Here is an 18,318-nt window from a genome sequence, read left to right as displayed (position 1 = left end):
ATGCGGATTTACTTGACCTGATCGCGTTTTGTTCCATAATCGTTCCAACAGAGTTGGAGTCGATTCGATGCTGACCAACACCGCCGCCCAAGCCGATTTCACCTACGACCTCGCCGATGACGGCGCCGGGCTGCCCGCGCGGGTCGCGATCTTCGGGGCGGAGGAGGGCTTGCGCCGCCAGATCGCCGCCGACCTCGGCGGGGCGGGGTTCCGCGCGATCGACGGCGGCTCGCTGCGGGCGCTGCTCGAAGGGCCGATCGCGCTGCTGGGCGATGTCGTGGTGGTCGATTGCCCGGTCACCGGATCGCGCGGGATCGATGCGATGATGCTCGCCGGCCTCGCACGGCTCGACATGCGGGTGGCGCGCTCGGGGGCGAAGCTGATCGTCGGCACCAACCTGGCGGGATTGGACGATGTCTTCGCGGTGCTCGACCAGTCCAATCCGCAGATCCTCGTCAGCCCCAGCCGCGCCGAACGCGTGATCGCGGTTGGCCGGGTGATGGGCGAGGCGGGGGCGGCGCGCCTCAGGGAAATGGGCGAGGAGGACCGCGTGGCCTTGCTGCGCCTGTCGCAGCAGGTCGAGGCGATCGCCCATTCGCTCGACCGGCTGAGCCATGCCCCGACGCCCGGACCCGGGCCAAGCGTGCTCGGCGAGTTCAAGCGCGATTATGCCGCACCCGAACCCTCGGCTTTCGGCGGCTTCGGCGCGGCTCCCGCCCCTGTCGATGCCGCAGGGCCGCCGCTGCCTGATCCGGGCGTGGTGCGGCAGATCATCGCCAACCGGCAGGCACGCGCGCGCTTCTTCGATCCCGAACTGTTCGGCGATCCGGCATGGGACATGCTGCTCGATCTCACCGCCGCGCATGGCGAAGGCGCGCGGGTCTCGGTGACCTCGCTGTGCATCGCGGCCGCCGTCCCGGCGACCACCGCGCTGCGCTGGCTGACGCAGATGGTCGAAAGCGGGATCTTCGTGCGCGTCCCCGATCCGGCCGACCGCCGCCGCGCCTTCATCGCGCTGAGCGACAAGGCGCTTGCCGCGATGTCGGCCTATTTCGCAAGCCTCAAGACGCCGGTGCTGCAGGCGGCCTAGGCCGCGCCCAAGGCCTCGGGCCGCCAGCGCAGGATCAGGGCGAGGCCCGAGGTGGCCTCGACCGTTTCGGCGCCGCTCCCGGTCAGCTCCCGCCGTGCCGCATCGGCGCGGGCGCGGGCGAGGATCGCGGGCGGCACGGCGCCGTCGAGCCACAACACATCCGCCTCCCCGAGCAGCCGCGCCTGCCTGAGGGTCAGGTCCTCGGGGTCCGCGCTGGTCAGGACGATCTCGGCAAGCGTGCCGGAAGCCGCTGCGCGCGCGCCCGCACCCTCGGCCCATGCCGTCACCCTTGTGTGTGCGCCCGGATCGAGCGGATCGAGCGGGCCGCCTTCGCGCAAGCCCGCATCCACCGCGCGTCGCCGCTCCGCCCCGTCGGGCAGCCGCGCGCGCAAGACGGGCCGAGCGGCCTCGAGCGCCCGCGCCAGCGCGCCGAGCGTCGCGGGCAGCACCCGCTCGAGCCGCAGCCGAACGTGCTTTGCCAGCCCCGCCGAGGCCCCGCCGGTGCCGATCGCCACCAGCAGCGGATCGCGATCGAGGATGCTCGGCGTGGTGAAGTCGCACAGCTCGGGCCGGTCGACGACATTGACCAGCATCCCCGCACAGCGCGCATTGATCGCCGCGACCTCGCAGGCCTGCGCGTCCTCATAGGCGATGAAGGCAATCCGCACGCCCTCGTCGATCGCGCGGGCGAAGTCCTCGACGATGATGCCGCCCGCGCGTTCGACCAGCCGGCGCTTGGGTTCTGCCGCCGGGCCATCGCCGAGCACCAGCACCTGCTGTCCGGTGATCTGGTGGAACAGCGGCAGGCTGGCGATCTGCCCGCTCACACCCTCACCCGAGCCATTCCGGCACGCGCTCGGCATCCATGATCGCACCCGCCTCGATCCGGTCGGCGACCACCGCGAAGCGGTCGCCATCGACCAGCACCTCGGCCACGAAGCCGCGTGAATTGTAGGACGAGGCCATGGTGGCCCCGTAAGCCCCCGCGGTGCGGAACACCGCGAGGTCGCCGGCCTCCAGCGCATCGCATTCGCGGCCCATCGCGAAAGTGTCGCCGGTCTCGCAGATCGGGCCGACGATGTTGGCGGTCATCCGCGCGCCCTTTGGCTCCACGGCCTCGAAGTGGTGATAGGCCCCGTAAAGCGCCGGACGCGCCAGATCGTTCATCGCCGCATCGACGATCACGAAGGGGTCCTTGATCCCGCGCTTGACCCTGACCACGCGGGTCAGCAGCACCCCGGCATTGCCCGCGATCACGCGGCCGGGCTCGAAGATCAGCTTGACGCCCCAGTCCTTCGTGACGCGGGCCACCATCGCGCCGTATTCGGCGGGTGCAGGCAGCACCTCGCCCACGCGGTAGGGCACGCCCAGCCCGCCGCCGAGATCGACATGAGTGATGGCGTGGCCTGCGCCGCGCAGGCCGGCGACGAGCCGACCGAGCTTGCCGAACGCTGCCTCCAGAGGCGCAAGATCGGCGAGCTGGCTGCCGATATGCACGGCCACGCCCCTCAGGTTGATCCCCGGGAGCCGCGCCAGCGCGCCGAAAATCTGCCCCGCCTCGCTGATCGGTACGCCGAACTTGTTGTCGGCCTTGCCGGTCGAGATCTTGTCGTGAGTGCCCGCGTCGACATCTGGGTTGATGCGCAGGGTGCACTGCGCGGTCACCCCGCGCGCGGCGGCGATCGCGGCGAGCTCGACGCCCTCCTCCTCGCTCTCGATATTGAACTGGCCGATGCCCGCATCGAGCGCGGCGGCCATCTCCGCGGCAGTCTTGCCGACGCCCGAGAAGACGATCATCTCCGGCGCGATCCCTGCCGCGAGTGCGCGGCGCATCTCCCCCACCGAGACCACGTCCGCGCCCATGCCCTGCTGCTGAAGCACGCGCAGCACGGCAAGGTTGGGGTTCGATTTGACCGCGAAGGCGATCAGCTTGTCGGGCACGCCGTCCAGCGCCTCGCGGAAGACCCGCGCGTGGCGTTCCAGCGTGGCGCGCGAATAGACATAGACGGGGGTGCCGACGGCCTCGGCGATCACCGGCAGCGGCACGTCTTCGGCGTGCATCACGCCGTTTTTGAGGGAGAAATGATCCATGCGGGCTCTATTCGGGGGGCAGGTCGAAGGGATCGTCCTGCCGCTCTTCCGAGCGGCGGCGCAGTTCGACCGAGCGTTCGGGCGCGGCGAGCGCCTCGCGGCGGAGCAGCTCCTCGGCGGACGGGGTGGCGGTGGCACCATAGGGCGCCGCGGGCGCCGCGGCGCCTTCGGCCGGGGTCAGCGGCGAGACCGTGCCGCAGGCCGACACCAGCAGGCTTGCGGCAAGAGCGGCAGCAAGACGCATCAATCCTCCTCCATTCCCAGCATCGCGCGCGCGGCGGCGACCTGCATACGCACCTGATCGGGCGCGGTTCCCCCATAGGAGCTTCGCGCGGCGACCGATGCATCCACCGAGAGCGCGGCATAGACGCTTTCGTCGATCCGCGCATCGATTGCCTTGAGGTCTTCGAGCGGCAGCTGGTCGAGCGCGATGCCGCGGCTCTCGGCCAGCTTCACCGCGGCGCCGGTGATGTGATGCGCCTCGCGGAACGGGATGCCCGCCTGCCTCACCAGCCAGTCGGCAAGGTCGGTGGCGGTGGCATAGCCGAGCTCGGCGGCGGCGCGCATCCGGGCGGTGTTGAAGGTCGCACCTGCGATCATCCCGGTCATCGCCGCGATGGAGAGCGCCATCAGCGAAGCGGCCTCGAACACCGGCGGCTTGTCGTCCTGCATGTCCTTGGAATAGGCGAGGGGGAGCCCCTTCATGGTGATCATCAGGCTGGTCAGCGATCCGATCACCCGCCCGCTATGGCCGCGCACCAGTTCGGCGGCGTCGGGGTTCTTCTTCTGCGGCATGATCGAGCTGCCGGTCGAGAGGCTGTCGGGCAGGCGGATGAAGCCGAAGGGCTGGCTCGCCCACAGGATCAGCTCTTCCGCGAGGCGCGAGAGGTGCAGCGCGGTGGCCGAGCAGCTCCAGAGGAAATCGAGCGCGAAATCGCGGTCGGAGACGGCGTCCAGCGAATTGGCGGTCGGGCGGTCGAAGCCCAGTGCGGCGGCGGTCGCCTCGCGGTCGATCGGGAAGCCGGTGCCGGCCAGCGCCGCCGAACCGAGCGGGCATTCGTTCATCCGCGCGCGCGCGTCGGCGATGCGGGCGCGGTCACGCCGGAACATCTCGTAATAGGCCAGCAGGTGGTGACCGAGCGTCACGGGCTGCGCGGTCTGCAGGTGGGTGAAGCCGGGCATGATACTTGCCGCATGCTCGCCTGCCCGCGCCACCAGCGCGCGCTGGAGCGCGGCGAGGCCTTCGTCCATCTGGGCGAAGGCATCGCGCACCCACAGGCGGAAATCGGTCGCGACCTGATCGTTGCGGCTCCTCGCCGTGTGGAGGCGCCCCGCGACCGGCCCGATCAGCTCTGCGAGCCGCGCCTCGGTGGTCATGTGGATGTCCTCGCGATCCCAGTCCTCGGGCACCCCGTCACGCTCGTATTCGGCGGCGACCGCCTCAAGGCCATTGGCGATCACCAGCGCGTCGTCCGCCGAGACGATCCCCTGCGCCCCCAACATCGCCACATGCGCCTTGCTCGCAGCGATGTCCTGCCGCCAGAGCGCCTTGTCGAACGGGATCGAGGCGTTGATTTCGCGCATGATCGCGCTAGGGCCGTCGGCGAAGCGGCCGCCCCACATGGCGTTGGTCGCGCTGTTGCCGGAGCCTGTCATGTCCCGCTGGTCGCTCATTCTCGGATTGCCGCTCCTGCTGCTGGCGGGATGCGATAGGGCGGCAGACGCGCCAGCGCAACCGGTTGAGGCGGGCGCAGCGTCGGGGACCACGATAGGCCTGATGACCCGCCAGTTTGCCGGCACCCCGATCCCCGATCTGCAATTCACGGATCCGGCAGGCAAGGTGCTCGATCTGGGCGCCACGGACGGCCCGGTGCTGCTCAACCTGTGGGCGACATGGTGCGGCCCCTGCGTCAAGGAAATGCCGCAGCTCGACGCGCTGGCCGCAGAGCTGGAGGGCGAGGTGCGCGTCATCACCGTCAGCCAGGACGTGCGCGGGGCCGAGCTGGTGACGCCGTTCTTCGCGAAGAACGGCTACAAGCGGCTCGAACCGTGGCTCGATCCCGACACTGCGCTTGCGGCCCATTTCACTCCCGAGGGCGCGCTTCCGCTCACCATCCTGTTCGATGCGAGCGGCAAGGAGGTGCTGCGGGTGGCGGGGGGCTATGACTGGGGCGCGCCGGAAGCGGCCAAGCTGGTGAGGGACGCGCTGAGGCCCTCGTAATCGGGCGGGGCAAGGCCGAGCGGCGCGAGCGGGAAGCCGAAAAGCCCGCTCATCAGCTGCGCCTGGATGCCCTTCGCGGGCCAGCGGCGCGAGAGCGGGGCGAGGACACGGTCGCGCAGGGCGGGAAGCACGCGCGAATCCGACTGGTAGAGCGGGGTGAACAGCTTCGTCACCCATTGGTAGAGCCACACGTGATCGCGGCGCCACCCGGCGGCGAGCCGCAGTTTTTCCGCCAGCGTGCGCCCCTCGGCAAGGCCGCGGGCAAGGCTCCACGCATCGAGCAGCGCCATGTTCGCGCCTTGCCCGAGCTGCGGGCTCGCCGAGTGCCACGCGTCGCCGATGGCGATCATCCTGTCGGTGACGGGCGCGGGGTGGGTGCGGTGGGCATAGCGCGCGAAGGTGAGATGCTCGCGGGTCTCGATCCGGGCCAGCAGGCCTTCCAATGCGGGCCAGAGGCGCAGCACTTCGGCCTTCCAGTCGCCGAGCGGGGTGGCGGCCCACACGGGGTAGTCCTCGGCCTTCAATGACCAGAAGAAGGCGACCTCCGGCCCGGCAGCGCCCGCGCGCCGGCCGATGGGCAGCACGCCAGCCATCTGCCCCGCGCGGCGGTAGCGCTGCTCGAGCAGATTGCCCGCGAAGGGATCGCCGGGCGCCAAGGGCAGGCTCGCCCAGAGCGCGCCGAAGGGGAGGATGTTCTTCGGCGCGGGGTCGAAGCCGGTGCGCCAGCCGCTGGCATCGACCACGAGGTCGAAGGGGGCAGACGGCGCGCGACTGTCGAACAGCAGGCGGCGGCCTGCCGCTTCGCAGGTGCTCCCCGTGACCGCGTGACCCGCATGGATCGTCACCCCCGGCTGGCGCTCCGCGGCCTCGAACAGCACGTCGAACAGGCTCGCGCGGTGGATGCCGAGGCCGAAGGCGTGCCGCAGCCCGAGCGCGGCGTAGGGCGCGTCAAGCACGCAGCGGCCATGCTCCTCGATCCCCCGCAGCGCATCGACTCGCGCTCCCCTGCGGACGACCTCCGCAGCCAGCCCCAGTTCGGCGAGCACCGCCATGCCGCTCGGCTGGATCATCAGCCCCGATCCGACCGGGCCGGGGGAGACGAAGCGGTCGAACACCGCCACCGCATGCCCCTGCCGCGCAAGCAGCAATGCCGCGGCGAGCCCCGCAGGCCCGCAGCCGATGATGGCGATCTTGAGCGGCTCCATGCCCGTGCCCCATGCCGCGCGGTAGACGCGCAAACCCCTGTTATCGCCGGGCTAGCGGGCGACCAGTGAATTTAGTGCAAAGGGTGTGCGTTCAGGCAGGAAGGCGCGCGGCGATCGCCTCGCCCATGCGCAGCGGGTCGCCCGCCTTGAGGTCTGCGCGCCATGCCACGCGGCCCGGCTCGAACAGCAGCACCACGGTCGATCCGAGGTAGAACCGCCCCATCTCGTCCCCTGCTGCGAAATTGCGGCCCTGCCGCGCGAAGTCCTCGTGCACCGGCGCGCCCGCGTGGGTGCGGAACGTGTTGGGCCACACGGTGTCGATCCCGGCGACGATCATCGCGCCTACCATGATGCTGGCGAAGTGCCCGTCGGGCCCGTCGAAGCGACAGGAGAGGCGCTCATTGCGGGCGAACAGCCGGTCGACCCCGGCGGCGGTGGCGGTGTTGACCGAGTAGAGGTCGCCCGGGATGTAGCTGGTCTTCGCCAGCGTGCCCGCGGCGGGCATATGGACGCGGTGGTAGTCCTTCGGGCTGAGGTAGATGGTGATGAACGATCCCCCCTCGAAGCGCGCGGCTTCCTCCCCCCCGCAGCCGAGGATTTCCGCCACGCTGTAATCGCGCCCCTTGGCCTGGATGATGCGCCCGCCGCTCACCGGGCCGATCTGGCTCACCGCGCCATCGGCGGGGGAGAGGATGAAGTTCTCCGCATCAGCCAGCGGCCTTGCGCCCGGCTTCAATTCGCGCGTGAAGAAGTCGTTGAAGCTTTCGAACTCCCCGATCCCCCGCGCGGCCTCGCCGAGGTCGACGCCATAGGCTGCAACGAACCTGCGGATCAGCATGTCGCGCAGCCACGGCGTCTCGCTCGACGCGATGCTCCCGGCGAAGCGCGAGAGGGCGTGCTGGGGGACGATGTGCTGAAGCGCGATGAACAGGTCGGACATGGGCGATGCGCTAGGGGCCCCGGCGCGCGGGCGCAAGCAACTCGGATCAGAGCGTTGGCGTCTGCCCGCCGTCGACCTTGATCGCGCTCCCCGTGATGAAGCCCGCACGCGGCGAGGCGAGGAAGGCGGCGATGGCGCCGAACTCCTCCGGTCGCCCGAGCCGCCCGGCGGGGATCGCCGCGATCGAGCGGGCGGTGACCTGCTCGGCCTCGAGACCCTGCGCCGCCGCCATCCCGGCGTGGAGGCTCGACAGGCGGTCGGTGGCGATCTGGCCGGGCAGCAGGAGGTTGACCGTCACGCCGTCCGCCGCGACCTCGCTGGCGAGGGTCTTGCACCACGAGGCGAGCATCGCGCGCACCGCGTTCGACAGCACCAGCCCCGCGATCGGCGTGAGGAGGCTGGTCGAGGCGACCGCGATGATCCGCCCGAAGCCGCGCTTCCGCATGTCCGGCAGAAACGCCTGCGCGAGGGCAAGCTGGGCATTGAACATCCGCGGCAGCACCGCGGCGAAGTCCGCAGGCGTGGTCGAAGCGGCAGCGCCGACCGGCGGCCCGCCAGCATTCAGCACGAGGATATCGGGCGAGGCGCCCCCGGCGCGCACGCGGTCGATGATCGCTTGCGGCGCGGCAAGGTCGTCGAGATCGGCGTGGATGTGGAGTCGCCCCGCCAGCCCTGTGCCCGAGCGCGCCACGGTCATCACCCCCGCGCCCTCGGCCGCCAGCGCCTCGGCAATCGCGCGGCCCAAGCCCTTGCTCGCGCCCAGCACCAGCGCGGTCTTGCCTTCGAGTTCGAGGTCCATCGCCTGCTCTCCCGCAGCGGCCCTCCCGCCCCCCTTTGGCGGTGACGGGATCGAACCGCCGACGCCTTCGGTGTAAACGAGAGCCGAGCAGAGTAAATGACGGTTTTTCGCGATCTCAGGCGCGAACGAGACGCGATGCTCGGGAGAACAGGCGAGAAGGTGCTGACCCTTTGCTGTTCACCAGAACAGGAAAGCCACGCCTGGCACCAGCGTGACCAGCAGGACGCTCGGCCACTTCCATGCGCCGAGATAGTCGAGCAACGCGAACGGTGTTCCTTCCCGCAGCGCAAGGCGCGTGCGCTTGGCGAAGAGGTAGGCGCCGCTCGCAGCGAGGCCCGTCAGCACCAGGCCGAACACCGCCCACAGCAGGCGCGTCGCCAGCCCGCCGAAGGTGCCGAAGTGCAGCGGATCGACCGTATGCACGATCCGCTCCCCCGCGCCCATGAGATGCGCCGTGCGGCGGCCTGCGATCTGGTGGGTCACGGGATCGATGAACACCGCATCGGTTCGCTCGCGCACCAGCACGGCCTGCCAGTGGCCCTGCACGATGACCGGATCGCCGGGTTCATAGGGCAGGGCGATCGCGGTGATCGCGAAACCCGGCTTGGCTGCTCGCGCCAGAGCGGTCCACCGGGCGATGTCGGCGGCGGTGGCGGTCTCGACGAAGTGCGCTTCGGGGACGCGCGGGGTCTCGCTGTTCCAGTCGAGCCCGCTCCACTCGAAGAAGTAGTAGATCGAGGTCAGCGAGATGATCGCGGCGAACCAGATCGACCACACTCCGCCCAGCCGGTGGAGATCGCCCATCAGCGTGCGGAGATTGCGAGACAGGCGCGGGCGGCGGAAGAAGCCGCGCCAGAACTTCTTGTAGACGATCAGGCCCGTCACCAGCGAGCCCAGCAGCACGAAACCGAGGCTGGTGACGAGATAGAAGCCGACATCGCGGGGAATGAACAGGTAGTAGTGCAGCGCCCGCATCGCGTCCTGCAGGCTGCGGCCGTATTCGTGCCCGGTCACCCGGCCGGTGCCGGGATCGACATAGATGTTGAAGTCCGTTCCCGCCGCATCGCGCGCGGCGATGCTCTTGGCGAAATAGGCCGCGTGGCTGCGATCGTAGGAGCCGATGCCGGTGAGTGTTGCTTGCGGGTAGGCCTGCTCAGCTGCCGCCCACATCGCGCCCCAGTCCTCGGTGCCGGGGGTGAAGGCGCTGGCGCGCACGGCGGGCTTGTAGAGCCACTCGATCTCGTGGGCGACGGTGGCGATCGTGCCCGTCAGGCAGACGAAGGCGAGGAACAGGCTGAGCTTGAGGCCGAACAGGTTGTGCAGCCAGTAGGCGAGCGGAAGGGGCTTGCGCCGCCCGTCACCGGCCAGCACGGAGCGCCCGGCCGAAGCCGGTGCGCCGCCGCTGCCGGGGGTATCAAGGAGGCGCTCAGAAACGTCCACTGACGCCGATCGTCACGCGGCGGCCGGGGGCCTCGTAGTTGAAGAAGTCGAGCCCGTCGCCCTGCGAGGCGGGGTTCACATAGGCCTCGTCGAACAGGTTGTCGGCGGCAAGGTAGAGCCGCACCCGGCCAAGGTCATAGCCGATATTGGCCGAAGCCAGCGTCACCGCATCGCTATCCACGAAGCCGAAGTCCTCCTGCGTCGGGGTGAAGAAGCTCGATGCGCCGTAATGGGTGACTTGCGCGCCGACGCTCAGCCTCTCCACCGGCTGCCAGTCGGCGCGCGCGGTGATGCGCAGCGGGACGGCACGGTCGGTCGAGAAGCTGATCCACTCGCCCGTTTCCTCGTCGAACACTTCCCCGCGCTGGAGCGTGAAGACGCCGGCGAGCTGGAGGCTGTCGAGCACCTTCCACTGGGCCTGCGCCTCGACGCCCCAGGCCCGCTCGGGGATGCGCAGCGGGATCAGCGGGCAGAAGGTCTCGCCCGCACAGGAGGGATCGGGCTGGATCTGCGAGGAGGCATCGGAGGTGGCGCGGTAGACTGCCGCGCTGTAGTTCACCGGCCCGCTGGCGCCGCGCAGGCCGAGTTCGTATTGGTCCGAGGTCGCCGGCTCGTTTGAAATTGCGCCAGGATCGAGAGCGCCTCGTGCGGCACGGCCGAGCTGCGAGAGCTCGGCCCCCTGGCTGAAACCGGCATAGAGCTGCACCGCCTCGCTCAGCCGGTAGACCGCGCCGGCGTTCCACAGGGTCAGCTCGCTGTCGGCAAAGGCACCGGGCGTGGCGGCGCGCGGCAGGGTCGGGTCGAAGCCCTCCTGCTCGATAGCACCCGAATACCACTCGTGCCGCACCCCGCCGGTCAGCGTGAGCGCGCCGGTGGTGAACTCGGCCTGTGCGAAAGGTGCCAGCGTTTCGAGGTAGAAGGCCGGGGTGATATAGCCGATCACCCGATCCTCGCCGGCGGGATCGACCGTGAAGCGCAGGAAGTCGTTGCGGGTGTAGTCGAGCCCGTAGCTCGTCTTGAGCTGCGCGGCACCGATGTCGTAGCTGCGCACGAAGGTGCTGCGCAGGCCGAGGCGCGAGTTCTCGCGGTTCGAGGCGAAGAAGTCGTCGCCGAACGCCACATCGAAGAAGTTGTCGCGCTGGATGATCCGCTGGTCCTGGAAGAACAGGGCGAGCGTCACGTCATGGGCGAGCAGATCCGGGTGGTTGAAGCTGAGGATCGCGGTGGCGCTGCGGTCGCCCGCCTCGCCGACCTGCGGGTGCGGGGCGACCTCGATCACGCTCGCGACCTCGTCGCTGCCCGGGAGGAATGCGCCCTCGGGATAGAAGTCGCGCCCCCTGTTCTCGTCGTGGAAGGTGCCGGTGAAGTCGATCCGCGCCTGTCCGATGTCGAGCCCGAAGGAGCCGACAAGGTCGATCGCTTCGAAATCGCTGCTCAGCACCGGATTGCCGTTGCCGCTGCGCGAGCGGCCGCCATCGGTGTAGCCCGCGCCGACATAGTAATCGAAGGCTCCGAGGTCCTGACCCGCACCGAGGTAGAGGTCGGTCGTGAAGGTGTCGCGGGCGACGTCGGTGTTGAAGCTGGTCTGGGCGGTGAAGTCGATCTCCAGCTCACGGCCCTTGGCGCGGCGGGTCTGGAGGTTGATGATCCCGCCCGGGGCGCCAGCTCCGTAAAGCGCGGTGCCGCCGCGCACCACCTCGATGCGCTCGATCGCGAAGGGCGTGAGCGCGAAGGGGGCGGTGCATGACCCGGCGCGCAGATCCTCGTTCACCGGCACGCCGTTGATCTGGAAGGAAGCGTTGCGGCCACGGATCTGGCTGCCGCAGGACGAACGGTCCTCGGGCGCCTGAATGCTGAGGCCGGGCACGGTGAACTCGAGCGCATTCAGGATGCTGCGGTTCTGGCGGATCTGGGTTTGCAGCTCCTCCTCGTCCACCACCGAAACCGACAGCGGGAGGTTTTCGAGCTCCGTGCCGGAGCGGGTCGCTGTGACGATGATCGCGTCGCCCGGTACGGATGCATCCGCCAATGTCGCCTCGGTGTCAGCATCGGTCCTGGCGCTGGCAGGTGCCACGCCGAGAAGCGTGGCAAGGGCGAAGAGCGCGGACGAACGGTAGAGCTTGGAGTGCATGGAAATCCTGTGCCTGCCTGACTGACGGCGCCCTACTAGTGCGAATCATTATCAGTTGCAAACACTCTTTTCCCCCGCCGGTGTTCGCAAACACCGCCAGCCGGCTCCTCGTCGGGAACGGGGAGCCGATCCCGGCCATACAAAAGGGGAGACGGCTGCTCGAGGCAGCCGTCTCCAGCAGCGCAACCCGCCGACCGATCGGGACGGTCGGCGGGCTTTCGGTCCGTCGGATCAGGGCATGTCGTTTCCGGCCGCAGGCACAGGCGCTGCCTCGGCCGCCGGGGCCGACTTGCCCGCGCTGCCTTGCGCCTCGCCGGCGACCAGCGCGTTGCCCGAGGCAGTGAACATGCCGGCGGGCAGCGTGCGCGTGACCTTGCCCTGCTTGACGACCACCTGCCGGACTTCGCCGCGCCCATTGGCGATCACCTCGCGCACCTTGCCGAGCGAGGCGCCGTCCGGGGTCATCACCGGCATGCCCGGCGCGACGCTGGTCATGCCCTGTCCTGCCGCTGCGGCCGAACCCGCGACGGCGAGCGCCGAGGGCATCAGCGAGGCCGAACCCGCACCAGCCGCGCCGCCGCTACCCTCGCCTGCGATGCTGCCGGCAGCCGGGATCGCCGGCATGCCTGGCATCGGTGCGTTCTGGGCGGCGCCGCGGGCCGTGCCCACGGCGCCGCCGGCGGTGTTCGCGGCGAAGGACTTGGCGGTGCCCGCCACCGGCGCGAGGGTGCCGGTCACGGCATCGGTGCCGATCAACTGCGCATTGGCGCTGCCCTGGCCGCTCGCCGATCCGCTCCCGCTTGCCTGCGTCATTTCGCCCATCGGGGGCACGACCAGATCGGCGAGGCTGCCGGTCGAACCGGTGATCGAGCCTTCGGCGCTGCGCTCGGCCTGAACGGTGCCCTTGCGCGCATCGACCGACTGGCTGCCACGGGTCGAGCCGCGACCGCTCACGGTGCTGTCGACCGTGCCGCGGACGGTGGTGGTGGTGCTTTCGATCGTGCCGCCGAGCGTGCCGCCGAGGCCGCCGCCGAGGCCACCGCCCAGACCGCCGCCCCCCAGCAGCTGCGCCTGTGCGGCAGCGGGGATCAGCGCGATGGCACTTGCAGCGAGGATAAGCTTGTTCATGTCCGTCTCCTTTCAGGTGTCCAGCGGGCCTCCGCTGGCCCGCTCGAAAGGAAAACGGATGGGGCCGCGCGCTTAATGCATGGCCCCGCGCAAGAATCATTTCCGCTGGGCGCAGCTCCCGCACAGCAGGCCGCGGCCATAGGTCTTGTCGGCGCCCCTGGGGCCGAGATCGCGGGCCTCGGCATCGACGCGTGCACGCCACGCGCCTGCGCTGCCGAGCGCTGCGGCCACCCGCGCAGCGGCGAGCGGTGCGGCGAAGCTCGTGCCGCGCCAAGCCTTGATCTTGCCCGTCGCGTCGCGCGCGAAGACCCCGGCGCCCGGCGCGGCATAATCGAGATGAAGCGCGCGCCCCGCCTCGATCAGGGCACGACCCTTGCGATCCACCCCCGTGATGGCGAGGACATCTGCATAGGATGCGGGGAACGCAGGTGGTGCCGCCGGGCCGTCATTCCCCACCGCTGCAACCACCACCACGCCCTTGCCCTGAGCAGCCGTGATCGCGCGCTCCACCAGGGCGCTGCGCGGCCCGACGAGGCTGACCGTCACCACCTTGCAGCCGCTGGCCGTCAACCAGCCGACCGCCTTGGCGATCGCCGAGGCATTGCCGCCCGCAGGGTCCGAGCCGTAGACGTCGGCAACCCACAGCCGCGTGATCCCCTGCGCCTGGAGCAGGCTGGCAACGGCGCTGCCGTGATCGGAGGCGCGCGGTGCCCCGGCAGCAAAGCCCCTTAACCCCGAGACAGGCACGGCCTTGCCAATGCCGCCGTCAATCACCCCGACCTTGACGTTCGACGCAGCAGCCGTCGCAGCGGCTGCCATCGCAGCAAGCGGAAGCGGGCGAGGCGCCATCTGGCCTCCTGCCTCCAGATGGAGCGTGTCGGCCTCCACCTCGGCTTCGGGGACAAGCTCTGCGACGCGCCCCTGCCCTTCGGCCAGCGTCATTCCGGCCGGAACCGCGATGCGCGCGAAGGCGATGTCGAGCCCCTCGATCTGCTCGCGTGCCAGCACGCGGAAGCCCGCCTGCTCCAGCACCGCGAACCCCGGTTCGGCAAGTCCCGTCGCAAGCAACTCGCCGCGCCGCGCGAGGTTGCCGACCGCGTCACGCTCGATCGCTTGCGGGTTGGCGCGCAGCAGCCTTCCAAGCGTGCGCTCGCGAAGTTGCAGCAGGCGACGTGCCTCGCGCCCGGTGAGCGCGCTTGCCTGTTCCACCGTCTGTTCGAGTTGCCCGTTGACCTCGCCCAGCACTCCGCCGACGGGCGGCACGCGAACCGGAACCCCGGGCACCTGAAGCTGCGCCGCCAGCGGCCACGCTAGCGCCCCCGCCATCAGCGACACAGCCAGAAGTTTTGTCCCACCGCGCATGATTGTCTCTTTCCGCCATTTGGCATTAAGCATGGATGAAACGGACAGGCCCATCCGTTTCATCCGCAGAAAGGCAAGGAACGCTGCCCGAGAGCTTCGAAAACCAGGTGCTCGATCTGCTGCCGCGGCTGCGGCGGTTCGCGATCGGGCTTGCCGGGTCCCGGGCCGACGGCGACGACCTGTGCCAGATGACCATCGAACGCGCCCTTGCCCGCCGCAACCAGTGGCAGGAGGGGACGCGGCTCGACAGCTGGATGTACCGGATCATGCGCAACATATTCATCGACGAGGCCCGTGCGACGGCGCGCCGCCGCGAGACCTTCGTGGATCCGGACGCGGGTCTCGCGGTTGGCGGTGACGGTAGCCAGGAAGCGGCGGTCGAGCTGTCTCTGGTCGATCGCGCCATGGCCCGGCTGCCCGAAGAACAGCGCGAGGCGGTGCTGCTGGTGATGGTCGAGGGATGGTCCTACAAGGAGGCGGCCGAGATCGTCGGCTGCCCGGTGGGCACGCTCAATTCACGGCTGGTGCGCGGGCGCGACGCGCTGATGGCGATGCTGGAGGATGCGCAATGAGCGTGACCCGGGAAATGCTGGCAGCCTATGCCGATGGCGAGCTGGGCGCTGCCGAGCAGGCCGAGGTCGAGGCGGCAATCGCCGCGGACCCGGCGCTCGCCCGCGAGGTTCAGGCTCACCGCGCGCTCAGGGCCACTTTGTCCGGGCATTATGCGCCGATCGCCGAAGAGGCGGTGCCGCCCGGCCTTGCTGCGCTGCTCGTCACGCCGACGCATGACGCCGGGACGAGCGACTCGCAGGTCGCCAGCATCGCTGCCGCCCGGCAGAAGCGGGGCCTTGCACCGGCAGTTCGGCGCTGGGTGCCCATTGCCGGTCCGGCCCTGGCGGCCTCGCTGGTGCTCGCGGTCTTGCAGCCATGGCAGGCGAGCACGCCCGAGGGCTACGCCCAGGGCGAGCTGGCTGCCGCGCTCGATACGCAGCTTGCCGCCACCCAGCCCGCCGAGGCAGGCACCCGCATCCTGCTCAGCTTCGCGCGCGACGACGGTGATCTGTGCCGCGCGTGGCGAGGGGCTGACGCCGGCGGGATTGCCTGCCGCGATGACACCGGCTGGAGGATCGAGCAGCAGTTCGCCCTGGGCGATGGGCAGGCAACCGAGTTCCGTCAGGCCGGCAGCGAAGCCGATCTGCTCGCAGCGGCCCAGGACATGGCGGCGGGAGACGCTCTGGACGCCGCGCAGGAGCGTGCCGCGCGCGCGCGCGGATGGAAGCAGCCCTGACGAGACCACATGCAAGAAGGGGCCGGCATCACGCCAGCCCCGTCCCGGTGCCTCGATGGAAAGAAGTGCGGCGGATCAGCCCACCGTCACCGTGCCCGAGCGATAGCCGCGCTCCGCCATCTCCTCGATGTAGTGCTTGCGTTCGGTCCGCAATTCGCGGGCATATTCCTCCCACGCATCGCGCAGGTCCTCGATATCGCTCGCCCGGCCAAGGTCGGCGCGCAGCTCCTTCTGCGCTTCGGTGATGTCGATGCGGTAGTCATACCACAGGCTGTTCTCGATCCCGGCGATCGGTGCGGCGAGGATCAGGTGCTCTTCGGCACGGGCAAGCCGCTCCTCGTAAAGGTCGCTTGCGGCGGCGTGCCCGGCGGCCGCGATCATGCCCAGGGCGATGACCGGGGTAGCGATTGCGAGTTTCACGTGATGTCTCCTTTCATTGCTGCTCGCCCCGATCGGGACGGTCACGGATGAAACGAGCGGTGCAGCCGGTTTAATTCACGCCGAGGCGATTTGCGGGAATGCCGTGATCGGCGCGCTTCCATGGCGGCCGACGTGCTGGGGCCGCTGACAAAGCGGTTCATCGTCGATGGTCTGGCCGCCGCCCTGCTGGCGCCGCGCTCCCGGGGATAGGCAGTCCGGTCATCGGGTTCATCGCCTGGTGGGCGGTGACGGGCTCGAACCGCCGACCCTCTCGGTGTAAACGAGATGCTCTACCAACTGAGCTAACCGCCCCACGGCTTCGTGGGCCGGGCGCGGTTTAGCTGTGTTGGTGTGCGGGTCAAGCCGCTAGGATAGGCGGACGGCGCAGGCAGCAGGCGGGGCAGGAGGAGTCGGCAGGCACGATGGCCATTCACACAGCTCTCAATGACGGCACCCCGGTGTGCATCCGCCGCGTGAACCGCGCGGACGAGGCGCGGCTGAAGGAGGGCATCGCGCAGCTTTCGCCGCAGTCGCGCTACCTGCGGTTCTTCTCGGGAATGCGCGAGGCTCCGCCACAGGTGCTGCGCGCGCTGGCCTCGCCCGACGGCCACGATCACCTCGCCTGGGGCGCACTGCGGAGCGACCTCGCCGATACCCCGGCGCTGGGCGTGGTCCACGCCTTCCGCGACAAGGATGATCCGGATGCGGCGGAGTTCTCGGTCGCGGTGATCGACGCCTATCACGGTCGCGGCCTTGCGCGGCTGCTGACGGCGGTGCTGCTGCTCGATTGCACGCGCGAGGGCTACGAGCATTTCACCGTCCACGTCCTGCCCGAAAACCGCCCGGCGCTGGCGCTGGCGCGCGCGCTGGGGGCGAAGGGGGTCGGCTATGCGGGCGGGGTCTCCGAGCTGTCGATCGACATCGAAGATGCGCTTGCGACCCTGCGGGCCGAGCCCGATGTGCCGGGGCTCGCGGCGGTGTTCGATCAGTTCGGCAACGAGCCGCTAGGCGAGGGCGCGTGCCAAGGCTAGGGGCAGGGACATGAGCACGCGCACGCCCCGCATTCTCGTCCTCGGCACCGGCGGCACGATTGCCGGATCGGGCGCGAGCGGGACGGGGGCGGCTTACCGGCCCGGTGGGCTGTCCTTGGAGGTGCTGGTCGGGCACCTTGCGGCGCTGGGGCTGGCGGCGGAGTTGCACCCGCAGGAGATCGCCCGCATCGGCTCGCAGGATATCGGCTTTGCCGAGTGGCAGGCGCTTCATGCGGCCTGCGCGGGGGCGATGGACGATCGCGGGGTGGACGCCGTGATCATCACCCACGGCACCGACACGGCGGAGGAGACGGGGCTGCTGCTCGACCTCACTTTGCCCACCGCCAAGCCCGTGATCCTCGTCGGCGCGATGCGTCCGGCGGATGCCGTCGGCGCGGACGGGATGCGGAATTTCGCCAACGCGGTAAGGGTCGCGGGCGACCCTCAGGCCGCGGGGCGCGGCGTGATGCTGGTGATGGGCGACGCGGTGCTCGCCGCGCGCGATGCCCGCAAGGCGGCGACGAGCAGCATCGACGCCTTCCGCACCTTCCCGAGGGGGCCGCTGGCGCGCGTCACCCCCTCGAGCCTCGACTGGTTCGGCCCCGCGCACCGCATGGGTGAGGCGGCGCGCTATCCCTTCCCGGCGGAGCTGCCGCGCGTCGCGATCCTGACGGCAGGCGCGGGGATGGACGAAAAACCGGTCGAGGCGCTGCTCGGCATCGGCGCGCGCGGAATCGTGCTGGCCGGCATGGGGCAGGGCAATGCGCCCCGCGTGGTGCTGGAGGCCCTCGCCCGCGCGGCGGCAAGCGGCGTGCCGGTGGTGCGCGCCTCGCGGGTCGACGAAGGGCTGGTCGACCGCAATGTCGAGGTCGATGACGACGTGCTCGGGCTGGTGGCGGCAAGGGCGCTCGGCCCGGCCAAGGCGCGGGTGCTGCTGATGGTGCTGGTCGCGAACGGGGTGACCGATGCGGCGAAGGTGCAGGCGGCGTTTGATAAGGGGTGAGGAGCTTCAGCTGTTTTGCTGCTGGTCTTGCCAAAAGCTGACGTTCGGCAAGCGACCCGATTGCGGTCATAGATTTCTCTCCCCTTGCGGGAGAGATACGGAGACTTGGCAGCATGCTGCCTAGTCGGAGTTGAGAGGGGGACGGGGCCGGAGCGATGGGCCAGACCCC

The 18,318-nt window shown here is 70.0% G+C and carries 18 protein-coding genes and 1 tRNA gene; 6 read left to right on the top strand and 13 right to left on the bottom strand.

All coding sequences use genetic code 11. The annotated features are described in order from the left end of the window. Window positions 1–67 precede the first annotated feature (67 nt). A complete protein-coding gene (locus AX692_RS15505; RefSeq protein ID WP_073975039.1) occupies window positions 68–1,090 on the top strand; it encodes a winged helix DNA-binding protein in 1,023 nt (340 codons plus the stop codon). Here AX692_RS15505 and AX692_RS15500 read toward each other — a convergent pair. Genes AX692_RS15500 through argH form a run of 4 tightly spaced genes read right to left on the bottom strand, consistent with a single transcriptional unit; the run spans window position 1,087 to window position 4,804 of the window. Next, window positions 1,087–1,953, bottom strand: a complete 867-nt coding sequence (locus AX692_RS15500; RefSeq protein ID WP_073975038.1) for a precorrin-2 dehydrogenase/sirohydrochlorin ferrochelatase family protein — start codon at window positions 1,951–1,953, stop codon at window positions 1,087–1,089. The two genes, AX692_RS15505 and AX692_RS15500, sit on opposite strands and share 4 nt — an antisense overlap. Continuing rightward, on the bottom strand, window positions 1,922–3,181 hold the full coding sequence (lysA, locus tag AX692_RS15495; RefSeq protein WP_073975037.1) for a diaminopimelate decarboxylase: 1,260 nt from the start codon (window positions 3,179–3,181) through the stop codon (window positions 1,922–1,924). The genes AX692_RS15500 and lysA overlap by 32 nt, the downstream gene beginning before the upstream one ends. A 7-nt stretch (window positions 3,182–3,188) precedes the next feature. After that, window positions 3,189–3,425 (bottom strand): hypothetical protein, encoded by a 237-nt coding sequence (locus AX692_RS15490; RefSeq protein WP_073975036.1) that lies wholly within the window; start codon window positions 3,423–3,425, stop codon window positions 3,189–3,191. Further along, window positions 3,425–4,804 carry an argininosuccinate lyase gene (gene argH, locus AX692_RS15485; RefSeq protein WP_073975050.1) on the bottom strand — a complete coding sequence of 460 codons (1,380 nt, stop codon included), beginning with the start codon at window positions 4,802–4,804 and terminating at the stop codon, window positions 3,425–3,427. Before argH ends, AX692_RS15490 begins: the two co-directional genes overlap by 1 nt. 154 nt (window positions 4,805–4,958) lie before the next feature. Between argH and AX692_RS15480 the strand changes: the two genes are divergently transcribed. Further along, window positions 4,959–5,402 (top strand): TlpA family protein disulfide reductase, encoded by a 444-nt coding sequence (locus AX692_RS15480; protein ID WP_230959579.1) that lies wholly within the window; start codon window positions 4,959–4,961, stop codon window positions 5,400–5,402. Here the strand turns inward: AX692_RS15480 and AX692_RS15475 are convergent. From AX692_RS15475 to AX692_RS15445, 7 genes are all read right to left on the bottom strand, one after another. After that, window positions 5,342–6,607, bottom strand: a complete 1,266-nt coding sequence (locus AX692_RS15475; RefSeq protein WP_073975034.1) for an FAD-dependent oxidoreductase — start codon at window positions 6,605–6,607, stop codon at window positions 5,342–5,344. The two genes, AX692_RS15480 and AX692_RS15475, sit on opposite strands and share 61 nt — an antisense overlap. Before the next feature lie 91 nt (window positions 6,608–6,698). After that, entirely contained in the window at window positions 6,699–7,547 is an 849-nt protein-coding gene (gene asd / locus AX692_RS15470) for an archaetidylserine decarboxylase (protein ID WP_073975033.1), read from the bottom strand. A 46-nt stretch (window positions 7,548–7,593) separates the two neighbouring features. After that, window positions 7,594–8,346 (bottom strand): SDR family oxidoreductase, encoded by a 753-nt coding sequence (locus AX692_RS15465; RefSeq protein WP_073975032.1) that lies wholly within the window; start codon window positions 8,344–8,346, stop codon window positions 7,594–7,596. Between the two features lie 177 nt (window positions 8,347–8,523). Further along, the gene (locus AX692_RS15460) at window positions 8,524–9,786 is read right to left on the bottom strand and encodes a PepSY-associated TM helix domain-containing protein (protein WP_073975031.1); all 1,263 of its coding nucleotides are present in this window, start codon (window positions 9,784–9,786) and stop codon (window positions 8,524–8,526) included. Then, window positions 9,773–11,917, bottom strand: a complete 2,145-nt coding sequence (locus AX692_RS15455; RefSeq protein ID WP_073975030.1) for a TonB-dependent receptor — start codon at window positions 11,915–11,917, stop codon at window positions 9,773–9,775. Before AX692_RS15455 ends, AX692_RS15460 begins: the two co-directional genes overlap by 14 nt. A gap of 231 nt (window positions 11,918–12,148) precedes the next feature. Then, window positions 12,149–13,045: a hypothetical protein gene (locus tag AX692_RS15450; RefSeq protein WP_073975029.1), complete on the bottom strand. Its 897-nt coding sequence runs from the start codon at window positions 13,043–13,045 to the stop codon at window positions 12,149–12,151. Between the two features lie 96 nt (window positions 13,046–13,141). Further along, complete coding sequence (locus AX692_RS15445; RefSeq protein WP_081095384.1) at window positions 13,142–14,407, bottom strand: S8 family serine peptidase; 1,266 nt, start codon at window positions 14,405–14,407, stop codon at window positions 13,142–13,144. A 35-nt stretch (window positions 14,408–14,442) separates the two neighbouring features. Between AX692_RS15445 and AX692_RS15440 the strand changes: the two genes are divergently transcribed. Next, on the top strand, window positions 14,443–14,979 hold the full coding sequence (locus tag AX692_RS15440) for an RNA polymerase sigma factor (RefSeq protein WP_073975027.1): 537 nt from the start codon (window positions 14,443–14,445) through the stop codon (window positions 14,977–14,979). Continuing rightward, on the top strand, window positions 14,976–15,695 hold the full coding sequence (locus AX692_RS15435; RefSeq protein ID WP_073975026.1) for a zf-HC2 domain-containing protein: 720 nt from the start codon (window positions 14,976–14,978) through the stop codon (window positions 15,693–15,695). Before AX692_RS15440 ends, AX692_RS15435 begins: the two co-directional genes overlap by 4 nt. A 75-nt stretch (window positions 15,696–15,770) precedes the next feature. Here AX692_RS15435 and AX692_RS15430 read toward each other — a convergent pair whose 3' ends face one another. Then, window positions 15,771–16,115 carry a hypothetical protein gene (locus AX692_RS15430; protein WP_230959578.1) on the bottom strand — a complete coding sequence of 115 codons (345 nt, stop codon included), beginning with the start codon at window positions 16,113–16,115 and terminating at the stop codon, window positions 15,771–15,773. Window positions 16,116–16,351: 236 nt separating this feature from the next. Then, window positions 16,352–16,427 (bottom strand) — tRNA-Val (locus tag AX692_RS15425). Window positions 16,428–16,537: 110 nt separating this feature from the next. Between AX692_RS15425 and AX692_RS15420 the strand changes: the two genes are divergently transcribed. Together AX692_RS15420 and AX692_RS15415 are read left to right on the top strand one after the other, a co-directional pair. After that, on the top strand, window positions 16,538–17,146 hold the full coding sequence (locus AX692_RS15420) for a GNAT family N-acetyltransferase (protein ID WP_230959577.1): 609 nt from the start codon (window positions 16,538–16,540) through the stop codon (window positions 17,144–17,146). 10 nt (window positions 17,147–17,156) lie between these two features. Continuing rightward, entirely contained in the window at window positions 17,157–18,149 is a 993-nt protein-coding gene (locus AX692_RS15415; protein WP_073975024.1) for an asparaginase, read from the top strand. The last annotated feature ends 169 nt before the right edge of the window (window positions 18,150–18,318 follow it).

The organism is Erythrobacter donghaensis (assembly GCF_001557325.1).
GTDB lineage: Bacteria > Pseudomonadota > Alphaproteobacteria > Sphingomonadales > Sphingomonadaceae > Erythrobacter > Erythrobacter donghaensis_B.
The sequence above is the reverse complement of the archived record's forward strand: the minus strand, read 5'-3'. Positions and strand labels throughout refer to the sequence as shown.